The following is a 26705-nucleotide window of genomic DNA, read 5'->3' on the forward strand; positions in this document are numbered from 1 at the left end:
AGATATAAAGTCAGTGTACATGGATTCATCATTTATTAATAAAAAGCATCTGAGAAAAACAGCTCAGATGCTTTTATATTTTTCTATTTTTAAATCGAGAATTAAGAAACTTTAGCTTGCATACGGTACATTTCAGCATACTGACCATTTAAAGCCATTAATTGGTCATGGTTCCCTTGCTCTTTAATCTCACCATTATCCATGAGAATAATTTGATCGGCATGTTGAATGGTTGACAAGCGATGAGCAATAATAAAAGTTGTTCTTCCTTTTTGTAAAACTTTCATAGCTTCTTGAATAACATTTTCTGTTTCCGTATCAATATGCGAAGTCGCTTCATCTAAAATCAAAATTTTAGGGTCAGAGGCCAGGGTACGTGCAAAAGAAATTAATTGCCTTTCTCCTGATGACAGGGATTGACCTTTTTCGACTACTTCTTCATCAATTCCTTTTTCTAATTTAGCGATCATATCCTTTGCACCCACTTGCTCAATCGATTGCAAAATTTTCTCTTTGCTAATCTTCGGGTCATTCATGGAGACATTTGACGCAATGGTGCCAGAGAATAAATAGGGCTCTTGAAGAACAATCCCCATGTCCGCTCTTACACTCTCACGGGAGTAGTGCTGAATATCTTGACCATCGATCAATATCTGTCCTTCTTGGGGATCATAAAATCGAAAGATTAGATTGATAATCGAAGATTTACCCGAACCCGTATGTCCGACCAAACCAATGGTTTGACCAGGCTCAACTTCAAAATTGATATTTTTCAAAACTTTTTGATCGCCTTGATAAGCAAAATTTACATCTTTAAAACTTACTCGTCCCTCTCCCATTTCAAAAACATTTGTTTGATCTTTCTCACTTGGATGGTCAATTAATGCAAAAACTCGAGAGCCAGATACTAAAGACTGTTGGAGCATGGTCATCAAGCGTACAATTTGAGTAATTGGATCAAATAAACGCGAAACATAATTAATTAAAACATATAGTTTTCCGACTGAAATACCTAAAACACCCTCTAAGTATTGTGTCCCTAAATAAGTCACTACCAATAAAATACCAATATTTTTTAATAAATCAGCCAAGGACCAAGACAGTCTAGAATCAATCTTTTGTGATTGAATTCGGGATTGATACCAGTCCTCATTCGTTTCTTCAAACTCTTTACTTAACATTTCCTCTTGCCCATAAGCTTGGACAATTGTTACTCCTTGAATAATCTCGGCCGTTTTACTGTTTAGCTCAGAAACACTTTCACGCCATTTGGTGTTAACTGGCGTAATTTTACGCATATAAATTATTTGCCAGACAATAAAAATGGGAATAAAAAGTAAGAAGAATAAACCAATCTTCAAACTGACATAAAGTAAAGCAACGTAGATACCAATAACCGTCATCAAATTGATGAGCATGCGGTTACAAAAGTTCTGATAGAAAGACTGTCTGAGAACTTCAGTGTCATTGACAATTCGAGCCGCAATTTTTCCAGCTGGTTTATCATCAAAGTATGAAACCGGAAGCGTCTGCATATGTTGATGGGCTTGGTCCCTAACTTTCTTACTTAATTGATTAGCTACAAAAGCCATTAAAATATCCGCTGTATAAGAAAGGACCGCAGACGACACTAAAATTAAAACATAGCGAACGAAAAAATTAACAACCCGCGCTTGTTCAATTACCTGCTTATTTGTTACTTGATTGGCGGCATAGTCAATTAAATCTTTTGCCATTAAAGGAGCATAAACGGAAAGTCCAACTGAAAAGATTAGAAAAAGGACTCCTAAGGCAAACTTCCATTTAGCATATTTTAGATAGGATAACAAACGTTTAAGTGTTTCCATTAGATCCCTCCTCCGTTTGTTGATTGAGATACTGTTGATAATACCAACCCTTGTTCGCTAATAACTCGTCTGGCTTACCTCTTTCGATGATGCATCCTTCTTCCAATACGAGTATTAAGTCGGCATGCGAAACCGCTGATAAGCGGTGGGTAATTATAATATTTGTTTGACCCTCACGGGCTGCTTGAATATTCTTGATGATGGCCTTTTCTGTCTTTGCATCCACCGCCGATAGTGAATCATCCATGATCAATAATTCTGGTTGCCGGATTAAAGCCCTAGCAATCGCTACTCTTTGCTTTTGACCACCGGAAATTGCGACCCCTTTTTCGCCAATGAGCGTTTCTAAGCCTCTACTCATATGGTTAATATCTTTGGTAAAGTCAGCTGCTTCAATCGCCTGATTTAACTCTTCTTCCGTCGCATCCGCTTTTCCAAATAAAATATTATCTCTTACTGACCGTGAGAATAGAACGTGGTCTTGCGGGACATAGCCAATTAAACCAGCTAATTGTTCCGATTGATAGTCTACAATTGAATGTCCATTTATCTTAAGCGCTTCAGGCTTAACGATTGGGTATTGACGTAAGAGTTGGCGAACTAAGGTAGACTTCCCCGAACCTGTTTTCCCTACAATCCCTAGCGTCTGTCCGGCTTTTAAACTAAAATTAACCGTTTGAATGACTGGTTCTTGGTCACTTGGATAAGCAAAAGAAAAATTTTGAAAATCAATTTGATCGATATGATCAATTGGTAAATCACCTTCTTTGCCAAAAAGATCGTCGGCATCTTCGATTTCTTTAATCTTACGGTGAGAGACTTGTCCTTGCTGATAGATCGCAATCAAATCTGCCATGCCCCATATCACTTCGTTGAACATACCTAAATAAATTTGAAAGGTAATTAGTTGGCCTATCGATACTTGCCCTTGATTCACATAATATGCCCCCAAGGTCAATCCGATACCTGTTGAAAAACCAGAAAAAACGCGAGCTGTTGGGCCAAATAATCCAAATAAGAAGTTCAAAACATTGGATTGTTTAACCACATCTCTGGTTCTTTCTTGAAAGCGCGCTTGTTCCAAGTCTTTTTTTCCATAAGCCCGGATAACCCGTACACCGTCGACCGTTTCCAAAACTTCATTGGATAATTTTGCAACGGCGTCGCGGCTCGCTTCATAACGTTTATTGGCTTCTTTACCCAAGAAATGAATCAAAACCCCAAAAATGATCAAAGGAATAATTGATATGAGGGTTAATTCCCAGGAAATTGTGATAAACATGACTAAGAGAATAGCAATTAACCAAGACCCATCAGAAATAATTATTAAAAAGCCGTATGCTAAGGTCTCGCCTAAACTATCAATATCTGATGTCATGCGTGTCATCAAATCGCCCGAACGATAATTTTCGTAAAATGGCAATTTCAAATAGGCCAGTCGTCTAAACAATTTCTGACGGACTTGTTTTGTAAAGAGCGAGGACCGACCAAACAAAATGACCAGCCATGACGCTTCCACTACATAATTTGAAACAGCGGCAACAGCAAATATGGCTAAATAAAGAGCTAGAGCTTTTGCATCGAGCGATTGTTTAACAATCGCATCGATAAATAACTGAATAATATAATTTGGAACAATTGCTAGTAAACCTGAAATAATAGCCAAAAGGCCACCAATAAAATAAGCAATCTTGTGTTCTTTAATAAACTGAAATAACGCAGATAACATTTCTCCCCTTCTTCCTACAATCTTTCATAATAAATAGGCACACAAAAAACACCTATTTAAGAGACTCCTTAAATAGGTGTTTGAAAACATGACTACAGACTCCTAGACGGGCTAGTGAGACTTCCTATTTATTATGAAAGGAGTTTTGATAATTCGTGATATGCTTGTTACTATGTTGATGTTAATCATCTTATTTAAACTCCTTTCTTAATTTGATGAATCTATTGTATACCTTTTAAATATTTCTGTAAATACTGATTTGCTTTTATTTGCAATTAATTTCTTTTCAAGTATCGTATAAATTAAGAAAGCATTTAACAAGGAGGTCATTATGAAAATTGTAATATTAGAAAGCTTAAAAATTCCAGAAGAACGCATCCAAGAATTAGCACAACCCCTAATCGAGGCGGGGCATGAATTTAAATACTATTCTGAAAAAACGACAGACCCAGACGAAATGATTAAACGCTGTCAGGGAGCAGATATAATAACTTTGGCAAACAATCCTTTTCCCGAAGAAGTCTTAGATCAATTAGACATGGTGAAATATATTAATGTCGCTTTTACCGGTGTCGATCACATCCCTTTAATTCAAGCCAAAGATAGAGATATTCTCGTTTCTAATGCAGCAGGCTATGCCAATACAGCAGTAGCCGAATTAGTCCTAGGGATGACGCTTAATTTATTTCGTCAAATCAAGGCTAGCGACCAAGAAGTACGCATGACTCAAGAATTCCCAGGAATTCGTCAGGGGTTTGAAATTAAAGGCAAGACAGTTGGCATTATTGGGACTGGAAAAATTGGCAAGGAAACCGCTAAACTGTTTAAAGCCTTCGGTGCTCACTTAATGGGCTTTAATCGAAGCCGCGATCCAGAATTAATTCAAATGGGAATGAATTACTCTTCATTAGAAGAATTATTAGTGAAGAGCGATATCATAACGATCCATCTTCCGCTCAATCGTGAAACCCAGCAATTCTTTGGTGAGGACCAATTAAGAGCTATGAAAAAGTCAGCCGTTTTAATTAATTGTGCACGTGGTCCAATTGTTGATAGTGACGCTTTAGCTAAAGCCTTAATCGAAGGTGAAATTGCAGGAGCTGGTATAGATGTCTTTGATAGTGAAGCTCCACTCCGTGAGGACCATCCCCTTTTATCAGCGCCCAATACACTCCTATCCCCACACATTGGTTACTTTACACATGAGGCTATGGATCTTAGAGCTCTAATTGCATTCGAAAATATTTACAAATTCTTAGGTAACAAACCTCAAAATTTAATTTAAAAATTTTTTAATGCATTGAAACACTAAATAAAGGCTCCCTGTCAAATAGACAAGGAGCCTTCTTAATTTCGCTTAATTCATTTAAATCTATTTAATAGAGATCATAAATGACATCGAACAAGTCTTTATCTATTATATACATGCATTGTTCTTAATAGTAACTAATAAATAATTATTTATTGTTTATTCTGATTCACTATCACACTCTTTATAAAACCATATAAAACAGGTTTAAGAACAGTCGTCCATTCATTTTTTATTATAAAAAATTAAAGCGCTAGATATCTAAAACCAACTCGATATGAATATAAATAAGACCTTGGTCAAATGACCAAGGTCTTTAAATTATGAAGGAACCCCCCCTTATTAATTACTTCTCTTCCCGACGTTTAATAGATACTAGCACATATCCAGAGCTTAAACTTAAGATTCCAAGAATAGGAATAAACCATAAATAATTTTCTCCCGTAGTTGGTAAATCTTTATTGCTTCCTTTACTTCCACCTGGTCGACTTGGTGTCGATACAGATGGTTTATTAGGGCGTACTCCTGGAGTTGACGGAGTTGGTTTATGACCCGGTATATTAGGTTTGTTAGGCCTGCTAGGTTTGTCTGGTTTTGTTGGCTTATCTATAATCGTTGTTTCTACAGGTTCTTCTGTTGCAGTTGAGTGTTCAACTGTTGTCGTTGTCTCTACAGATTCTTCTGTTGTAGTTGAACTTTCAACTGTTGTCGTTGTCTCGATAGTATCATCAGGGATCAATGTATTAATGATGTTGTTTCCTTTATATGTGACCTTATATCTTGATTGATCTTCAGCCAACAATAACTCTTCGACATGATAAGTATATGTTTTGCCTGTTGAATCTTTACTGATTACATTTTTGAAGCTAAACTCCCAATTCGTTTCTGCGGTTACTTTAATTGAAGCTTCCACTGCATGGGTGTCATCATTGATGAGTTGAACATAAATGTAATCTGGTCGTTTTGTTCTATCATCGTTATCTTTCCAAATCTTCTTACCAGTTATTTCGGTATACTCGGTATCCGCTGGAGGATTTGGATGCTCTGTCGTTCGAGTATTGGTAATTTGATAGTCGGCTCCGTAGCTTGCAACATACCCTGATGGTGTAAGCTCATGAAGACGATAATAATATCTTACTTGGTTTTCATTTTTCTTGAGAATATTTTCAAATCCAAACTGCCAATTACCATCAGCGCTAGCTGTTGTAGTGGCAACTACGTTATCGGTGAAAATATCAATCAACTCAATCTCAATCGATTCAGGTCGGTCTTCTATAGAATCTCCTACCCAATGCTTCGTTCCTGAAATATTCATGTATTCAGATTGTGGAATTTTGGTGTTTTCAACATGAACGATGGTCGCTTCAGAAGGTACTTCATTAGGTAAACTAAAGTGATACTCTGTCTCTAGATCAGCTCGATACCCTTCAGGTGCTTTTATTTCCTTGAAATAATAATCGCCTTCTTCCATGTCTCCCAAACTTATCAATCCATTAGCATCTGTTGTATACGTACCAATTAGTTGATAATCAGCCTGACTCGAAGCCGCTTGTCTACTTAGCACTTCATCTTCAGAGCTTTCTAATAGTTGAGATTGGGAATCATCGGATACTTGATCATCACTATTTTGATCGATTTCAAGATTTGCAATTTCTGATTGAATTTCACCAAGTCTCACTTGCAGTTTTTGAACTTCTGGTTCAGGTAGAAGCTGACTCATAATCTCATCGTATTCTGCCTGAGCTTGAGCGAGTCCTTGGACTGCATTTTCTAAATCAATTGCTTCAGCTTCTGTTAAAGGAACCGTTTCAGCATAAGCATTCATCTGAGAGATATAAGATTGCGTTTGATCTATATAAACCTCAAATTCTTGGACCTTTTGAATCAATTGATCATTATAGGCAATTTGATCTCGAATGGCTATTTCTTCATTTTGAAGTTCCAATAGCCTATTTTGAACAGTTGTTGTTCTATCAACTATCGGTGCCCTTTCAGATTCATCGTCTAAATTCTCTGAATCTGCAGCTTCTTCTTTAGGAGCTAAACGTCCCCAAAGTTCAAATACTGCGCCTGGTAGGATTTCTTTGGTGTCTTTATCAACCTTTTGAAGGACTACCCCATACTTTTCATTAGGGATGTTAACAAATAAGTATCCTTCCTCCAAACCAAGTACCGAAGTGGTAAATCCTTGAATTGGTTCTTCTTTAGCAGAATATGTAATGACTTGATCATTATCATCGAGTACTGGAAGATTTTCAAAGATATGCGAGTTGTTACCTTGTAAAACAATCGTTTCAATTGGTGATCCATTCGCATAAAGAGTGAAATTAGCAGAATAGGCTTTAGCTTCTTCATTGGTCATATGTGCCCATATCTTGCCTATTTCAAAGCTTCTCAACGCTTCACTTGGTTCCTCTTCATCACTTCCACCCGTGTTAGTAATATGGAAACCATTGATGTAATCACCAGTAACTACCACTGAATATTCAGTTCCATCGATCACGACCTTACCTTGGTCATCTACACCAGCTTCTTTCACTGTGTAAATAATAATTTGACCTTCATCATCATGTTTAGGTAAATCTTTAAAAGAATCAGTCCAAGAGTTATCATCTGAGAGCTTAATCTTAGAATTAGTTAATTGACCATTAGCTAATAGGTTAACCTCAATTTCTGTTGCTTCACTTGGAACTTTTCCATTCCAATGTTTTGTTACCTGAATATCTAATGGTTGTGCATCTGGCGTTTTATCGGTGTTAATAAATCCTCCTTCATCAGAGTAAGTAACACTAGGGGTTAACACACCTTGCTCGTTTCTTACTGTCACTGTGACGGTGATAATCTTTTCGTCATAGGTGATATTCGAGTTCGTGCCTTTAACTTCTTTGATGGTATAAGTTTTCTCTCCAACCTCTTCTAATGGGATAGCTGGGAAGATTACTTTGCCTTCTGAGTCATTAGATGTCCGTTCGACCACTTTGCCACTTTCATCAATCAGTTCGAAGTTAAACTCGTTGGCAACAAGAGCTCTCCCTTCTAGAGTCTTCTTACTTTCAATCACCACTTGACCTTCTGGCTTGTAGCTGTTGATAAATCCTGCTGAATCTGAAAGGGTTACCTTGCCTTCTAGTTTTCCATCGGTATCTGTAACTTCTACGGTGGCTGTGATTTGTTTCTGATCATAAGTCATGCCTACTTCTGGAGAAGTCGGGATAATTTGTTTAATCACATAAACCTCTGAACCCACTTTCGTTAATGGAACATCGGTAAACGCTACTTTGCCATCTGCGTCATTTTTTACTATCAGTGGATTGCCTGATTCATCTGTTACAGGTGTTATGCCATCAGCTTGGTAGAGGCCAAAGTCAAAGGCTTGATCGGCTAGTTCTTTACCCTCTAATTTTATTTGAGTCGCAATATCAACAGCGTCTCCACTTGCTTGATAAATATTATTGAAGATGGTATCGCTTGGATATGTGACCGCGGCGGATAGAACTCCTTCATTATCCGTCACATCGACAGTAACTTTAACAGCTAAGTCATCATAGGTCATTCCAGCTTCTTTATCCTCTGGGATGATTTCCTTGATCACATAGTCTTTCTGTCCAACTTCTGTTAACTCTAATGCAGGGAAGATAACTCTTCCAGCTTTTGTATTGGTAGCTGTTACATTCGTTCCACCGAGTGTGACTGGTGTTGTGCCATCACTTTCAAATAAGCCGAAAGTGAATTCTCCCGCTTGTAATGGTCTACCTGTTAACTCTTTCGTTACTTCAAAGACAACTGTGCCGTCTGCTGGCTTGTAGGTGTTAATAATAGCTGTAGACGAACCTTCAGACTCAGATCTGGCAGTATGGGTTTCAAACTTCCATGTATAGTTTCCAACCACTTTGTTTGAATCAGTAATAGAGATGCCATTAATCTTAGTTTCTCGTGCGATATAAACAAAATCAATTCCATCACTATCTTGAGCTGGAAGTCCAGACCAAGTATAAGCATCTATAATTCTTACTGGGTTTTGGATGTTTGCCATATCTTGAGTAACTTTAACGGCTTCTGCTTCCGTTTGATTGGCTTTAAATCTGTACAAAGTAACTTCAATTTCCGGCTTGTTATTCTCATCAGTCATTCCTTCCCAAGTCTTAGTTACAGAGTGAGAAGTCATTCCTGGCTGATAAATATTTTTGATTTCATACGCTGTTTCAGCACTTAAGCCATCGCCCCCTATAGATTCAGAAATATAATTAGCTGGAACAGTTGTTTCTTCAACAGTATATTTGTATTCGAATCCATTAGCATCTGTCTTATCTAAACCGTCCCACAAAACTTGACCATTAACATCTGGCATTTTTGGATTTTCTATTGTAGGTATCATCGTCCTATCAACTACTACACCGTTACGTTTAAGGGTAAATTTAGCTCCAGTATGACTATCCTCTTTTCCGCCATCCCAAATTTTCTTAGCAAATATTTCTGTCTTAGGACTTACATACTTATTAGTGATTACAGTTGTGCCGTGGACATTTAGCGAGTCCTTTTCAAAATGATTTGAAACGAATTGATAATCTCCGGCAATATTATTAACAAGCTCTTGCCCGTTAATTTTCGTTTCTTTGGCAAAATAGATATAGGATTTGCCATTTTTTTGGTTTTCTGCTGGAAGGCCTGTCCAAACGTAAGTTTGGGCAAGATCAACCGGATTTTCAATTCCAGCAACCATTTCGTCTGTAACTATTTCCGCATCATCTATACTTTGTCCATCTTCATATCGATAAAGAACAACTTCCACTGGCGGCTTAATAGCTGGTCCATTTTCCCAGATTTTTGTTACCTTATGAGAAACTGTTCCAGGCTCATAAGTATTTTTGATTTCAAACGGATCGGATTCGGTACCACTTCCACCAACCACTTCCAACTTATAATTTAGTGCTGGTGTTGTTTCTATTATAGAGTAAACATAATCTTGTCCATAAGGATCTGTCTTAGGTTGATTGCTCCAAGAAACTATTGTGGTTCCTTGACTTAATGTTTGAGGAGTTTCAACAGCCTGCCCATTTCTGTGAAGGGTAAATACTATATCCGGTCTGTTGTTTTCATCTCCACCTTGCCATATTTTTTTAGCGTAAATCGTAATTTCTGGACTATGATACTTATTGGTAATCGAGGTTACACTACCATTAGTAGACTCTTGAGATTTTTGATAATTTCCAGCTATACCAGTATCAGTAAATGTATTTTCGCCAACCTTAGTCTCTTTAGCGATATAAACACACTTATTACCCTCAGAATCTTCTGCAGGAAGACCTGACCACGTGTAAGTATTTATTCCACTGGTTAGGTTTACTGGATTGATTAATCCATTCACCATATTTGAATCCACAATCTTTTCTACTCCATCAACTAGTCTGTAGAGGGTTAGCTCAATTGAAGGATATTTAAGGCTATTTCCACCTTCCCAAGTCTTGTTCACTGTATGAGAGGTTACTCCCGGAACATAAGTATTCTTGATTTCAAATGGTTCATCTTGGCTACCTTTTCCACCAACAAACGACATTGTATAATTCTCAGCTGTCTTAGTTTCAGCAACAGCGTAGTCATAAGGTTTTCCATTCGGATCATTTTCTGGAAGATTATTCCATTGAACTGTGGTTATTCCATTTGATAATTCAATTGGATTTACTTGATTTTCATTAAGTTCGGACGCTCTCACTGCTTCACCATTTCTAAATAGAGTAAATTCTACACTTGGCTTATCAGTTGGTCCACCTTCCCAAGTCTTTTTAGCAAAGATAGTTTTCTTATCACTTTCATAAGTATTAGTTATAACATAACTATCCCCAATTTGTTCAACCTTGGAAGTATAACCAGAATTATCTGCTAAAGACTCTGTAACAGAATATTCGATTGCGTTACCTGAACTATCGAAGACTGGTAGATCGGTAAATTCACCAATCAAGCGTCCATTTTCATCAGCAACAAGATCTGCTAATCGAATTTTACTGATTGGAATTCTGCTATCAGGTTCAAGTTCATTACCATTAGCAAGTAATTTAATAGTCGCTTCTGGTCTGTTTGCTTGATCTCCTCCTACCCATATTTTTTCAAAAACGAGAGTTTTTGTATTGGTTAAAGTATTGGTTATAATATTTTCTTCAATCGATTTCTCATAGCCTGGAACCTCTACTTCATCAACTGTATAAATAAATTTATTTCCATTTTTGTCAAATTCTGGTAGGTCATTAATAGTATAACTTCCTGTATCACCTTTAATTTCAAAGACTTCTGTAAAAATTTTACCTGTAGGAATTAAATCATCTGCGGTATCTTTTATATTTTGAATAGCTTTTAAGGTGATTTCTGTTGGTCGTGTACCCTCTGCGTTAGAACCATCTACCCAAGTCTTGGTAATATCTACTGATGTAGAACCTACATAAGTATTAATAATGTCATAGCCGGAGTAGGATACTTCGTAGTTAGTTGGTACATTATTTTCTCTGACTGAATATTCATAATCCTTTCCTTGAATATTTGTCCTTGGTAAGTTTCCAAAATCGTAAGTCCATGTGTTATTCGTTCCATCTGCTGAAACGATTTCAATAACAGCTGGTTCTAATGATTGACCATTTCTTAACAATTCAACTTCGATTGAAGCTGGCCTAGATGCAGCGCTATCATTTTCCCATGTTTTTGATCCTCTTATGGAAAGTTCAGGTGATTGATAAGTATTCGTGATTTTTGTTGAGTTGGAAACATCCGATAATTTTTCATAAGAAACGGTATAATTTCCTGCCACATCATTTTCAACTAGAACACCACCCACTCGAACTTCTTTTGCAGAATAAGTGATCGCTTTTCCGTCTAAAGTTGTGATTGGTAAACCATCCCAAGTATAAGTGGATGTTGTGCTTTCTTCCGTCAATGCTATGGGGTTATTAATTCCTGGAACCATTTGTTCCGTTACTTTTTCGGTAATACCTTCAATCGTTCTGTAAAGCTCAATTTCAGTATCTGGTTTTGGAGCCGGCCCATTTATACAAACATTATTAACGGTATGACTTGTCATACCCGGTGTATAGGTATTGGTTATTTCAAACGGATCAGTTTGTGTTCCTGTTCCAGTTGTGTCAGATTTTGTATATCCTGTTGGAACAGAGGCTTCTTCTACAGAATAAGTATACTCTTGACCAAAACCATCCCTTGAATCTACTTCCCAATTAACTTTATTCGTCCCATCTAAAACTTTCGCTTCTCCAAATGCTAGACCGTTTCGATAAAGTTGGAAAGAAACCCCTGTATGGGATGAATAATCTCCTCCAGACCAAACTTTCTGAGCATAAATTGTTTCTTTCTCAGACTGATAAGTATTGGTAACTTCTAATCCATTATAAGAGACTATATAGTTAGCATTAGTCCATTCCGAACCATCTCGCTTCACTTCTTTTACAGAGTATGTGATAACTTTATTTTCCTCTGTTACAGCTGGAAGATTTGACCAGATAAGCTCTGATTTATTGTTTAGTGCCATTGGATTTGCAAATTCAGCATCTGTACTAGTCACTTTTACAGCCGTATTGACTGCATCACTTATCATGCTACCATCCGTGGATTGATAAAGTTCGAAATAAACGTCCGTTGGTCTTTCTAATGTATCTCCACCGACCCAATGTTTAATAGCTTTTACATCAATTGATTCAACACTAAATGTATTTGTTATCTTAAAGCCAGTCACTTTACCGTTAGTATCACTTAATGTTTCATAGCTTGCTTGGTAGCCAGCAGGTGGATTAATTTCTTTAACTGAATATGTATAAAGCTTACCATTTCTATCATAAATTGGCATTGACGTCCAAGTATCTTTCCAATCATTTGCATTATTTAAAACGATTGGATTACCCACGAATTCTTGGTTTCCGCCATCTACTTTTCTAAATAGTTGGATTTGTACGGCAGGTTGATCAGAACCACCCATCCATTCTTTTTCCACAGTTAAGTTCTTCGTTTCTGAACCATATGTGTTGGTTATAATGAATGCACTTCCGACATTTTCAATCGAAACTGTATAGTTTCCAACCTTATTATCAATTACTTCAATTCCATCTACTGAAACTTCTGAAACGGTATAAGTGATAAGTGATCCCTTATCATTATATCTTGGTAAGTTTTTAAATACTCCCTTAGTGGTTCCATTAGTCAAGGTTATATCTGAGATAGGTTTTCCATCCGCATCTTTGATGTCTGTTAAAGTTTGCCCGCCTATACTAGCATTTAATTTGAATACAGCATTCGGCTTTTCATCCGGCCCATCTACCCATCTCTTTTCAAATGGCAGAGAAGTAGTCTCAGCCAGTGTATTAGTGATCTTATAGCCTGTTATACTGCCATCTTCATCCGTTACTGGTCTAGGATCACTTGTTGTATATCCTGTTACTGGAATTTCTTTAACCAAGTAAGTAAAAGGCATTCCCTGGTCATTAAAGGCTGGAAGGCCTTCGAGCACATATTCCCCTTCTTCATTAACTCTAAATACCTTATCGAAGACTTGCCCTGTCGGTTTATTTTCTACTGTTTGTATCGCTTGGAAAGTAAGCGTAGATGGCCTAGTGTTAGCTGCATTATTGTCGTCTACCCATATTTTATTCACAGTTATAGCAGTCTCACTCGGAGTATTATTCACGATAATTGAAATAGCAATCGTTTGATCTTTTTTAATAGTGAATTCATGATGGATATCGTCTAGGACATATCCTTCTGGGGCCTTTGTTTCTACAAAGTAATAATCTCCCGGTTCCAAGACATTTTCTAACTCTATCTTGTTGTTGGTACTGTTAACACTAAACACTTCAACGTCACCATTCTTGATTAATACATCACCATTAGTATCGACTTTATAAAGTTTAAATTCAGCTGTTTGATTTCCGCTTAATTTTTTGCCATCTACTAATTTTTCAAGTATCACGTCTCCAAGAGGTGGTCGTATGGTAGTGTCATTAGATTCAGCAATTATGCGCTCTCCATCTGGATTTATGGTTAAAACAGCCTTATTATGAACTTTTCTTTCTATATAAGATGTGAAGTCTACATCTTCAGCAAAGACCGCTGGAATTTCTACACTTATCGTTTTACCTGCATAGGCTTCAAAAGCACTGCCAAAAATTGATGAGGCAAAGCCTTTATTAATTATAAGTTCAAGTTTGTTATCAACAACTTTTGCTCTTAAATTACCCTCAATTTGGTTATTCACTTTTACCTTGATAGCATCCGTATCCGGTAGGATAGCTTGATCAAAATTATCTGTTAAAACCAACTGATCTATATCAGCAACATTCACGGGTACATTAAATTCTATCATATAAACAAATTGATCTTTCATATTTGCCAATATGTCGTCAGTTTTACTATTTACAGTTTTCACTACTGTTGGACTTTCCATAGGTGGTGTAACTGTAACTTTATTAGATATCCGTTCTGTACCGTTAGATAGGAGTACTGCTTCGTTTGGAATCATAGAGTTTCCGTAAACATGAGCTATTTCATCAGAACTTATAGCAGGATCAATCGCTGCATTAATAACTAAACTAATTGTTTTACCAGCATATGTTTTATATGTCCCATCAGCATCCGCGGGAATAGTTACTGATACTAGTTGATCGTTATTATATGCTGTTAAATTGCTTTCAGTATTGTCAACTAAGACACTTACATTTCCTACTTTTAAGAAAGTTTCAAGAGTATCTACTATTTGTAGCGATTTTATACCATTTACATTATTAGGAACTTTCACATTTACTCGATAGGTGAATGGAGTGTTCTTAGTCGATAAGTTCAAGTTTCCACTTGTTATATCTTTAGGATTTGCTACTGTCTCAACTGATTTGGCAATAGTTGGTTGTTCGCCAGGTGGTATGACAATAACCTCATTTGAAGATACCGGTTCTTCATTATTAAAGGTTAAACTAGCACTATTAGGTATTTCAATTTCTTTAGATGATAAGTTTATGAATTTAGCTAGATCATTATTAGTTGCATCTGATTTAATATTAGCATTGATAGATAGCCTCATAGTTTTTCCAGCTATTTTTGAGTAATTAAAGCTAGAAGGTAAAGTTAGACTCACCTTATTACCATCTATCGTCAAATACTGATTAAAATCTGCTCTCAAATCATCATCGACATACACAGCAATTCTCTCATCAGCTGTTTCTAACAGAGTATTTAATTCATCAGTAACAACAAGCGTTTCGTAACCAGTTGTATTTACTGGTATTGGAACTCTTATATCATAAAAGAAAGTCTGGTCTTTTGTTCCAAGACGTCTTAACTCAACATTATCAACTGATTTTGTTATAGTAGGCGCTGGGCCGGGAGGTGTTACTGTTACCTGATTAGATGATGTACGACCATTTCCAACTTCTAAATTTGCATTATTTGGAATTTTACTGTCTGAGTATGCAGCTTTTATTTCCTCAGTTGTAATACCATTTTTTATTGTTGCATCAAATGTAAGGATAATAGTTTTTCCAACTAGTAGTTTCACTTTATCCATTTGAGTATATTCAAAGGTGATTAAGCCTGTATTTTGATCATAAGTAAATACATCAGCGTCTCGGACTTCATCAAGGGTATACTCTTTTCCATCAAATGTCACTTTGATATTTGTAGCTGTTAATAATGGATCGACCCTATCTGTTAAGGTGAACTCTTTCCAATTTTGGACATCTTTTACGTCCACCGAAACCTTATAAGGAATACTCTCGTTTAATGTTTCCAAATCTTTGTGATCAAGTTCTTCTTGACCGTCAACAATTTTCTTAGTAATAGTTGGATTTTCAGACTTTTTATTAATAATTATGAAATCAGTCTTGTCTGAAAAGTTAGATTCTGCCACCTGTTTAACATTTCCATTCTCATCAACTTCCATTTTAAATACTCTATTCGCTTCATCAAGAACATACCCTTGTGGTGGAATAGTTTCTTTAAAATAGTATTGCCCTGGTTCAAGGTTTTGAACAATAATTCTATCTGCTCCCAAAGCATCTTTAGCTGTTACATAAGTACCTATCTTAATATCTGCTTCATCTATCTTTGTATTTTCATCTACAGCACCTATAACTTTGTAAAGATCAAAGGTTGCAGAAACACCAGCTGGCAGTGGATTATTCTCTCCATCTCTCTTAACAAGCGTAGCTGTTCCAGTTGGAACTTTTACTCTAACCTCATTTGTTGAAATTGGTGTTTCTCCATTAATAGAAATTTCTGCAGTATTAGGAATTCCATTTTTCTTGTAATCTTCAGATAATTCGTCATAAACGAACCCATCTTTTAACTTAACCTTAATTTCAAGAATCAGATTACCTTTAGCAAGGTTAACTAAATCTTCTGTGGATGTCACAGATACTTTCACATTTTGACCTGCAACTACTGGTTGCCCTTCATAATTTCCATTTGTTGAAATTACATTTGCTTTTTGAATTTCAAACATAGGATCAACCGTATCTTCAATCTCAATAGATTTAATATTTTCTACCGAATCGATTGGTGTTGAAATTCTAAAGATTTTTTCCTCGCTGAAATTAGCAAAGAAGTTTTTATCAACTGATTTGGTAGATAAAGGTTGTTTTGTATTATTTAGAGTCACTTCAACTTTTTCAGTTTCTTCACCTGATATTGTGAACGACTTAGGTTCTGTTGAGATGTATCCTTCAGGTGCTTTTGTCTCTGTTACCCTGTATGTTCCTGGAAGTAAATCACCCAGACTTAAAGAATCGAAAGATGCAACAGTAAAACGATCTTGTCCATTCACATGAATAAGAGTCCAATTAGCACCTACTTGTTTTTCCAATTTAAATTCGGCTTTAATCCCCGTAGGCCAATTCGTTTCTCTATCAAGGGTCTTCTTGAAGCTTACTTGAACGGTATTAGGCGTAATCGTTGCTGTATCTTCGGCGATTAGAGCCTTGTCTACGATAATTTTAGCTGTATTTGGAAGTTTCCCATCTACTATATACTTAGATAAATCCTGGGACTGATCCAAAATAGCTGCAATGGTAAGTTTAACTGTTTTACCAGCATATTTAGCGACATTTTCTTTTCCAGTAATGGTTGCGGTTATAAGACCCTCGTTTTGTGCGACTTTAACTAAGCCATCAGTATCTTGATTTTCATCAATTGTAACTGTAGCTGTTTCAATTTTAAATATTTCGCTTAATTGATCCGATATAGTAAAAGTATTATAACTGCTAGTATTATATGGAACTTTTGCATCAATGGTAAATTTGATGGTTTTACCTAATTGAGTACCATTTAAAACAATGTTATCTTGACCATTAACTTTCTTATCAATGGTTGGATCTGACATTGGTGATATAGTAGCTTTTTCAGATTTACCCTCTATTCCGTTTAACGTAACAAGCGCATAATTAGGAACTTTTATTTCTCTAAACAAGATTCCTTCTTTATATTCTTCAAGTTGTTCTTCTGTTACACCAGATTTCAACTTAGCTCTAAACTCCATTGATAATGTAGTTCCAGCTATGTTTGTATAATTAAAATCCTCTCCAAAAACTACTTCTATTTGCCCATCATTAACGGTATTAGGATCCCTATCTGTTTTATTCGTAAGAGTATAATCTGATGATTCTTTTAATGGAATAATAACGCCATCAGAATTTGTATAAGTAAGTTTAATTCCACCCTCAACTTGTATTAGCTTAGCAAGGGTATCCTTGATGACAAAAGAATTATACCCCATTACATTTTCCGGAATTTTTACATCAATTTTATAGTTAAATAGTTCATCGTTTTCTCTAAGTTTGTAGTTTTCTAATCCATTCACATGTTTCGTAAGGCTAGGTGCTTTACCTGTTGGTGATGGAGTCAAATAAACTTTTTCAGATGTGTTTGATTCTTCATTAATCTTGAGTGTCACGTCGTTTGGAATTCCAGCGGTATTTTCTGGTAATTGGACAAAAGCATTTAAATCATCAAGCGTCTTCCCTTGTGCCACTCTCGCTTTAAATTCTAAAATAACCGTCCTATCAGCAATTTTTTCGAAGTTTTTATTCATTACAAAGCTGATTCGATCATTTCTTGTATCATCGTTCTTTGATTCAATCTTCAAGGTTCCAAATGAAGAAATATCTTTAGTATCCGCCGTTATAGTGGCTGAATTGGGAACTATTTCTAATAGATCATTGACAGTATCTTCTAAATTGAAGCTCGCATATCCTTCAACAGAGGTGACCGGAACTTCCACTTTATATGTGAATACTTCATTTAAAGACTTTAATGCGTATGAATTTGCATTATTAATTGTTTTAACTGGTTTGGGTGCTATCGCTTTCTTATCTACAATTTCTAAGAAATATCCTGTATATTCAACTTCCTTCTTAGCAGATGGATTTGCATCTGTTGGTGCTGGTTCAGTCCTTGTCAGTTCTTGACTTGTTAAGCCAGAATTTGTTCCGTTCAATTGTAATGGTGTTCCATCAGCTTTAACAGTGAACCCACCTTTATTGTCTACGGAAATTTCATAGACTGTTTCATTTTTTTGATACCCTGCTGGAGCTGTAACTTCTATCAGTTTATAGGTTCTATTAGGAATTAGCCCAGATAAATCGATTTGACCGTTTTGATCATCAGTAGTTAAAGTTCGAACTATTTTATCCCCATTATCGTTCTCGTATGAAATATTAAAGACCGCATGAGTAACTGGATTTTTTTCAGCAGTATCGTCTACCTTTTTCAATATAAAATTTTTCGTTGAATTCAGACTATTAGTTATATCAATCGCGTCTGAAAAAGCTTCACCTTTGTAAAAAGGATACTCTGAATTAACTGTATAACTAGGAGTATATCCTTCGACCGGATCTTCTAAGACATAGTAATTATACTCCACACCCTCATCATTGTACCTATAAATACCTTTCCAATTAAAATAGTTTGGTAGCAAGGAGGTTGGAATAGTTACGTGAAGATCAGGATTATTTTTAGCCATTGAGTTAAACTCATCATCTAATTTATCGGCAATATCTTCTTCGGATGCTGGGACCAAAACACCTTTTTCTGGGTCAAGAATATCAGGTTCGCCTTGGACTGTGGCTCTCTGTAATAAAAATGATAATCTTTCTGGCCTTAAAGCATTGCTATTATCGTCATCCTTCCAAATTTTATTAATTGGAACAAAAATTAGTCTCCGATTCGTGATTTTAACTGGGTCTTCACTTGTTCCAGCGAAAGAGCCAATCAGGGTTTCTACATTGCCACTTTCATCTACATTATATAGTTTGGCTGTCATATGATCTGTCTTTTCATCAACAAGAATTTCTATTACATACAGACCTGTACCTGCTGAATAGCCTGCTGGTATCTGATTACCATTCTCAATAAACCCTTCTGGTCTATAAGTTTCTATTAAATAATACTTTCCTGGTGCTAAACCTTCTGGAATAGAAAACGTTCCATTTGTTCTTGAAGACGAGAAACTTTGACTCTTGATATCGGCTGGAATCTCTGGTCCTTGGTCAGGATTCCCTTCTTTATACCTCATTAAATTAAACTGAGCGTCATAAAGTGGCTCGCCTTTTTCTCCTACTTTTATAAATTCAAGACCATATTGTTTAGCTGGAGAAAAATCTGCATATGAATCAATTGTCCATTCGTTATTTAAAGTGAGGGTAACTTGGTTTCTAACAACGTCAAGGCCATTTTCATCATTAACAAATTCTAAGCCCGATTTTGTGTTAACTGTATCAGCAATTTTAGCAGTTACTTTTACTCTAATTGTCTTATTAGCAAGATTATTAGTAATATTTCTATCTAAAATGGACCAGTCAGAAATATAGGAAATCGTTTTCGGATTAATGCCAGTAACTTTAATATCTTGACTTATCTTTCCTTGACGCGTTTGTGTATCAGATAATGCTAGAGAAACATCATCGGTACTAGGAGTGAAGTTCCCATGATCATCTAAAGTTCCCAGCGTCACAAAAGGACGTGTTCCAGCCACTAAATCAATTCCTGTCGGTAAAGAATCTACTAAATTAACAGCATTATAGTTAGAAACATCCGAAGGTAGAGATATATCTATATAATAGTCAAACTCTTCTCTCCAAGTTTCTAATTGTAGATGCTTGCTATCGATTGCAGGTATTGCATCTTTTTTTACGATTGTCTTATTTAACTTCGGTTGCTCTGGTGATTTATTAATGATAGTTGGCGTTCTGTCGGCTTCAGAAATTGTCGTCCAAAGAGTATTAGAATCATCATTTTTATAAACATTTAGTTTGCCATCTTCTTTAACCAATTTCAGCATAAAAGGTTCTCCTGGTCTTCGGAAACCATAAGGTGCTTTGGTTTCTGTTAACTTATAAGTCCCTTCATCTACGTTATCAATAGTGATTTGTCCTTTATCATCTGTAACTAAATCTCCACCAACTTTTACATATCTTCCATTGGTTAATCTTTCTATATTGAAGGCTGCATTGTATACACTTGGTAAATTTGCAACTGTTCCATCATTCTTTTCAATTTGTTTTTGGAAAGTAATTGAACTGAACTGCGGCTGAACGTAAACTGTATTAGTCAGCAAATCATTTGGCACATAATCATTGATCCTAACTAACCCAGTGTTTGGAATTTTCATTTCAGGATACCTGCTAGATTCTCCTTTAAGCTTCTCCGCCGTATAAACAACTTTAGCTTGCAATTCTAAAATAATCGTTTTATTAACTATATTTTCGAATTCTTGAGGACTATCAATTTTATCTACTGTATATTGGGCTCTTCTTTCCTGGATATTGGACTCATTTTTAAAATTAGCTGATAAATCATCGCCTGTTTCTTTATCATAAATTTTTATTGAATCAGCCTCTATTTGAAGAGCAGGATCAGCAAAGTCAGCAATGGTCAACTTTTCAAAACCTTTACCAGCACCGACAGGGAATTCCACTCGATAGGTGAATGTTTCATCTAGTGAATCGATTTGGATAGTATCTTTTTGAATTTCACCACTAACTTTACCTGCCACTTCATTTTCAGCTATATCTCTTGTCACTGTCTTACTCGGAGTATACCGCTTGTAGTTAGAAAATCTAATTACATTATGTGAAGTACCATTAATATCAATCTCTTCAAATTTATACCCCGAAGTGAGAGCTCTAACGCCACCGTCGTCTAAAATTTCCACTTCAACAACTGTACTATCCAGCACATACTGACTATCTGAAGTTGATAATTCGCTTAAACTATAAACGCCCGGAACTAATCCCTCGAATTTTATAATCCCATTGTCTCCTGATTTAACTTTATAAGCTATCTTCGAATTATTCTTATGTTTGAGGTCAAAAGTCGCACCTTTTAACGGTTCATTGTTATCTCCATCCAATTTTTGAATCTCAAATGAATAATTCTTCAATGTATTAGTTACAATAATTGTTTCATCATTTTCGTCAAGTTGATTACTGTAGTTGGTAATATAATTTGGCAAATAATTTTCTTCTACGTAGTACTCATATTCATATCTTAGAGTATTATTGCCTTCTTGATATTCAACTTCTGAAAATCGAGGTAAAGGTTTGTCATTACCATCAAGCTTAAATTCTACCGTTTCTACATCTTCGGTTCCATATAGCTTAATTGAAGGGGATCTAAAATCGCTATCCTCACTGCCGTTTATCCTTCTCTTAAGTGTGAATACCGTTTCTGTTCTAGTATTTTGGTCATTGCTATTGTCAATCCACTCTTTTCTCACTTTAACGTTTCGATTTTCATTATTAAATATCTTAATTTCGCCATTAGTATTTCTAGCAGTGTATTCGACTGTTTTATCTGTTAAGTCAAGGTTTAAAATGCCTGTACGCTTGTCCAAATTAACATTTAGAACATACTGAGTATCATCCTTAAGATATTTAGAATCAGTAGGGCCTTTTACTTCTTCAAATCGATATTTTCCGTTTGGAACTTTGTTGAAGGTAACAGAACCGTCATTTAATGATTGGCTATTAAACACTAATGTTTTCCCAGATAAGTCTGTTTGACCTTCTAAAGCTGTCAGTGTAAATTCGGCACCAGGCACGGGAATTTTTCCTTCTCCTTCCGTTTTTATCACCTTTACATCAGTAAGTATTGATGGATTTATGATAGCTGATGAATCACTTTTTTCTGTACCAAAAGTCATATGAGCGGTATTTAAAAGCCTGTATTGATTATCAGCATTTAAATAATTTTCCCCAGGATTATCCGGATCAGCTGTTGTCAATAAATTTGTTCCTGGTTTCACCCGCATTTTAAAACGGATTTGAATTGTTTGTCCAGCATATTGACTAACAGCATCTTCTTCAGTCAATTTAAATACTAGGGAATTCGGGTTGTTCGCATCGGACCTCTTCAATTTCTCATTTAGAGCAGTATTAGAAGTGAATACTCCATTTGTATCAACTGTTCCAACTTCTGGATATCCTCCGTTTACATATTCCAAAGCTCTAGGAACCAAATCTGTCACAATCAATTCAGAATCTGTGATTGTTTCCGGAATTTGAATATTGATAGTATAAGTAAATTCTTGCCCCAGTTTAATGGAGATTTCACTCTTTCCGTCTACCTTCTTTGTAATTGAAGGAACCAGAGATTTCAAGTTATTGACTGCCCCTAAATCAAGGGTTTCTTTTTCATCACCTGTAATGTTAAAGCCTCTTTCAGGGATTGGTACTTTTTCTCTTACATAACCTTCTGGAGCAGAGATTTCAATAAAGTAATATGATCCCTTTTCCAAATTATTAACAATAACTTTCCCATCTTTATTGGTGTATGAGCCTATATAAATGTCTTTTTCTGAAGAGTCGCCACTTGTATCCATGGCTCCTATAACTCTATATAATTCAAATGTAGCACTCTCTCCATCACTAATCGGTTTTAGTGCTTCACCCTCTTTTAAGTTTTTGGTAAATTGAACGTTCCCTACCTTAAACTGAGATGCTACAACATTCGATTTTTGTGGTTCAGTTTCATTTAAAGTAACGGTTGCTTGATTTTTTAGAATACCAGAAGGACGTGCCGAAATAAGCTTGTCTAGGCCTTTTGTTTTGTCCAAATTAGCCTTAAAACTGATAACAATAGTTTTGCCTTGATATTTGCTAAAATCTTTATTGATAATAAACTCTAAGATTTTTCCGTTATTTTTAAATTGAGGGTATCCATTCACTAAAGTTGAATCTTCTTCCACATAAGCTCTAATCGACGATCGATCAATATTTAAATATTCATCAATCGTATCTTCAATAACCAACTCATTATAACCATCTGTAGATTCGGGTAATGTAACCCGAAGTTTATATTCTAATTTCTCGTCACTGGATTTCATCTGGTATGGATTTTTTTCAGTATATTCCGCTAAATCATTCAACCTTTTTTCTATTGGCGGAGAAAGAGCTTTTTTATTCTTGATGATTAAAAGATTTCCACTAAGTTCATCCGTGTCATCGGCTTCAGTCAATTGACTTTGGTTTCCATTAGATATTTTAACTATTTCTAATTTACCACTCTCCAAGACCTTGATTCGATATTTTGCTTTTTCACCAATATAACCACTTGGAGGTGTTTCTTCAATTAGTTCATAAGTGTGCCCTATATTTAAATTGGTAAAATTAGTATCTAAATCCTTAGTTGTAAAAGCAGTGACAGTTGGATTGGCGCCTTTAGGAGTTAAATCTTTTAGAACAAATTTTGCTCCTTCAAGTTGAGATAAATCTTTATCATCTATTTTTCTAAGACTTATATTAGGTAAAGGAAGGGTTACTCTCGCTACGTTTGAATCTTTCGATACCTCTTTTTCCAATGAATCTTTTATAGTGTAATCAGCTATATTTGGAATAATCGTCCTTTGAGATACTTTATCTAAATAATTAGTTAACTCGGAGCTATCTTTAACCTTAACATCAAAAACAAGCTTCATACTAACTATATCCAAAGTTGTCCGATAATCACCAAAATCTCCATCATGATAGATAGGACTAAAAAGATACGGATTTACCGATTCATTTTCGTTTATCGAACCATCCTCATTTATATTGGTCTTAGTCACTACAAGAGATAATAGGTTCTCAGTATTTACTGTTGGTTCATTGCCAGTTAAATCAATGCTGTGTTCTTGATCTTTTGAGTCTTTCCAAGTCAATTTAGGATTCCCACTATATTCTAAAACTGGTTCAAGTTGATCCTTAATGGTTAAATCTCTAATGCTAGAAGTATCTACAAGATACTTACCATTAACATAAGAGCCAAAGTCTGTTAATTCAATTTGATATTTAAAGGTTTCGTTACTGTTAAGTAAAACGCCGGAGTCGCCTTTTCCAAGACTCGTAATAATTTGTTTTTTAATGCTAGGTTCTTTATATACTGGCGGTACCACTCTGGCGATATTGGAATCAACTGTATAGCCTCCTACAGTAACTGTTGAAGTGTTAGGAATCCCAAGTTTTAATCCATTAACTTCTTGTTGCATAAGATTAATTTCTTCGTTAGTCACACTATCTTTGATCTTTGCTTTAATAACTAAATAGTAGGATTTGCCATCCAATCCACCATAAGGAAAATCTACTTCCCCAATTTTACCTGGCCTTTCCGGCATTACATAGCTGACCTTATTGTTGCTTTGATCAATGACCAAATTTCCTGATGGACTTGTATACCCACTATTTGTTCCGTCGTCTTTCCAGTATGCAACTCGTTGATTCAAAGGAGTTGGGCCTGAAGTGGCATCAATGCCAAGATTTGAGTTAATAGTCCCATCTTTATTCACCCCATCATCTAAGGTGGTTACTAACACTTCTAAAATATTGAGTCTCGGATCGACATCATCAGCTAAAATTATTCTTAATCCCTTATTATAGTTTTCCTGAGTGATATCTTGGACAGTAGAGTTAAATGGCACTTTTGTCACGAATTCAAAAGGTTCCTCTCTCGAAACCAACTCTAAATATCCACCATTGTTAGGTTCCTCCCCTTTCAAGCGAGTGACATCTTTTATTGGGGTGATTTCACAATCAGTCTTTGTGTTCCCAGGAACTTCAGCGTTTGCAGCTGGAACTTCGATATCGAAAGTTTTATTTTCAAAAGTCATTGAAAGTGTAATTGGAACATTTGCTTTAGCATGTAATTGATCTTCGGTTATATGATAAGTCATTCTATACCTACCAGATGTCATCACCTTGCCATTACTATCTGCCCGCATATCGATAATAGACGCCCCAGCGGACACCTCTGTTTCATCATAAGGAGCTTCATCAGTAGAGTTCGTTTTAATCACCCTTGTGTTTTCTCCTTCGATTTTTTCCAATTTATAATCATCAAGCAATTTATATCCAGGATCAACTGATAATTTCACTTGGTCAAAAACTGTTTGGTCCATACTTCTAAAGATTCTGATTAACTTATCTGATAAGATATTAACATCACTTGATGTGATAAAATACTCATCTCTACTAACAATATCTTTCATACCTGAAATGACATGCGGTTCCATTTTATCATAGTTAATATAGGTAGATGATAAATCGTTAGAAAAGAATGCCGTTGCAAACTCAGCGGAACTATTATTAATACCTCCTCTTTTTCTCATATTGTCCGCTTGATAACCTAATGCTAACAGCTGAGAATTATAAGCCTCATATTTGCCCTCTCGACCTTGCAATTCACCTCCATATTGTGTGTCTATCTTTTTATTAGTTAACCAATAATAAGTAATAGACGGCGTTTGAACAGCAGAGGTCCAATGTTGATCTTGTTCGTAGCCATACTCATTTCTTATTGAAGGTGCTATGTTTTCCGGTTTAGAAGCATTGGCTAATCCATCTGTAACAAGTAAGTAAATCGTTTTTCTGTTTCTTTTTTTTCCATTAATTTCGTAGCTTTCCTTATTAAATGGTTCTTCCGCAGAGGTGTTTTTTTTGTAAAGTTTTTCTGCATTTACCATACCATCTAAAGTAGGGGTGCCACCGTACGTAAAGGATTGATTATAATATTTGTTAACGAATGCAAAAACGTCCTGTTTATTAGAGTACAATGGTCCGTTATCACGCGGATCAGTAATGTCTCTACCCGAACGTCTATAATAATTATATTTCACACCATTTTCTACTCTATAATCAATTTCCCCTTCATCCCAAGTACCTTGATAGGTTACAAACATCATTCGATCTTTAGGAGATTTTCCATCAATATCCTTACCAAAATCAAGACCATCTGCAATTTGTTTAATTGCATTCCCTACTGTAGAAATACTACGATTAAAAGAGCCAGAAAGGTCCTGAACGACAACTATGTCTAACATTTCATTTGGCTCAGGCCAATCAAATTCAATTACTCCTGTTAAATTTCTGCGGCAGAGGTCCTCTGAAATTGGATCTACTGTTATTTTATGAGTGATATTCTTAAAAGGTCCCTCACTAATCGAGACTATTTCTTCTTTTTCAGTTTGAGCTTGGACTGTGGTTGGCATATAGGTGGATACGCTACTAAACAGAGTGACTCCAATTAAAAAAAGCTTGTTTAGCTTTTGGATAAGTTTATTCTTCATATTTCTTCCCTTCCTTAAATAATTAAGATGAATGTAAAATAAAACGAAAGAGTTTAGTGAAATAAACTTCTTCGTTTGAGCTAGAGACTGATCGTATTTAACAATTGATCAAATATCATTTACCTTTAAAGCATTAAATTATTTTATAACTTTTAAACCAATTAATGAAATCTATTTACAAATTCTAATTATAATAAAAAAGTTCTAACTACCTCATTTCTATATAACATATTCTGATTTTATATTTATGCT

At 35.7% G+C, this 26705-nt stretch carries 4 protein-coding genes; 1 reads left to right on the forward strand and 3 read right to left on the reverse strand.

The window, feature by feature from the left end:
- Window positions 1–101: 101 nt before the first annotated feature.
- Window positions 102–1847 (reverse strand): ABC transporter ATP-binding protein, encoded by a 1746-nt coding sequence (locus tag HF969_RS01825; protein WP_090289060.1) that lies wholly within the window; start codon window positions 1845–1847, stop codon window positions 102–104.
- Window positions 1834–3576, reverse strand: coding sequence for an ABC transporter ATP-binding protein (locus tag HF969_RS01830; protein WP_090289061.1), 1743 nt, complete (start codon window positions 3574–3576; stop codon window positions 1834–1836). Before HF969_RS01830 ends, HF969_RS01825 begins: the two co-directional genes overlap by 14 nt.
- A gap of 331 nt (window positions 3577–3907) precedes the next feature.
- On the opposite strand from HF969_RS01830, the gene HF969_RS01835 reads away from it, so the two are divergent.
- The gene (locus HF969_RS01835; protein ID WP_090289062.1) at window positions 3908–4861 is read left to right on the forward strand and encodes an NAD(P)-dependent oxidoreductase; all 954 of its coding nucleotides are present in this window, start codon (window positions 3908–3910) and stop codon (window positions 4859–4861) included.
- A 370-nt stretch (window positions 4862–5231) separates the two neighbouring features.
- On the opposite strand, the gene HF969_RS01840 is transcribed toward HF969_RS01835, so the two are convergent.
- Window positions 5232–26453 carry a Cna B-type domain-containing protein gene (locus tag HF969_RS01840; protein ID WP_090289063.1) on the reverse strand — a complete coding sequence of 7074 codons (21222 nt, stop codon included), beginning with the start codon at window positions 26451–26453 and terminating at the stop codon, window positions 5232–5234.
- Window positions 26454–26705: the final 252 nt, after the last annotated feature.

This window comes from Facklamia miroungae (assembly GCF_012396555.1).
Lineage (GTDB): Bacteria > Bacillota > Bacilli > Lactobacillales > Aerococcaceae > Facklamia > Facklamia miroungae.

Excerpts from the sequence above, each read along its gene's own strand:
- HF969_RS01825 (WP_090289060.1), bottom strand. The coding sequence starts at position 1,847 with ATGGAAACACTTAAACGTTTGTTATCCTATCTAAAATATGCTAAATGG.
- HF969_RS01830 (WP_090289061.1), bottom strand. The coding sequence starts at position 3,576 with ATGTTATCTGCGTTATTTCAGTTTATTAAAGAACACAAGATTGCTTAT.
- HF969_RS01835 (WP_090289062.1), top strand. The coding sequence starts at position 3,908 with ATGAAAATTGTAATATTAGAAAGCTTAAAAATTCCAGAAGAACGCATC.
- HF969_RS01840 (WP_090289063.1), bottom strand. The coding sequence starts at position 26,453 with ATGAAGAATAAACTTATCCAAAAGCTAAACAAGCTTTTTTTAATTGGA.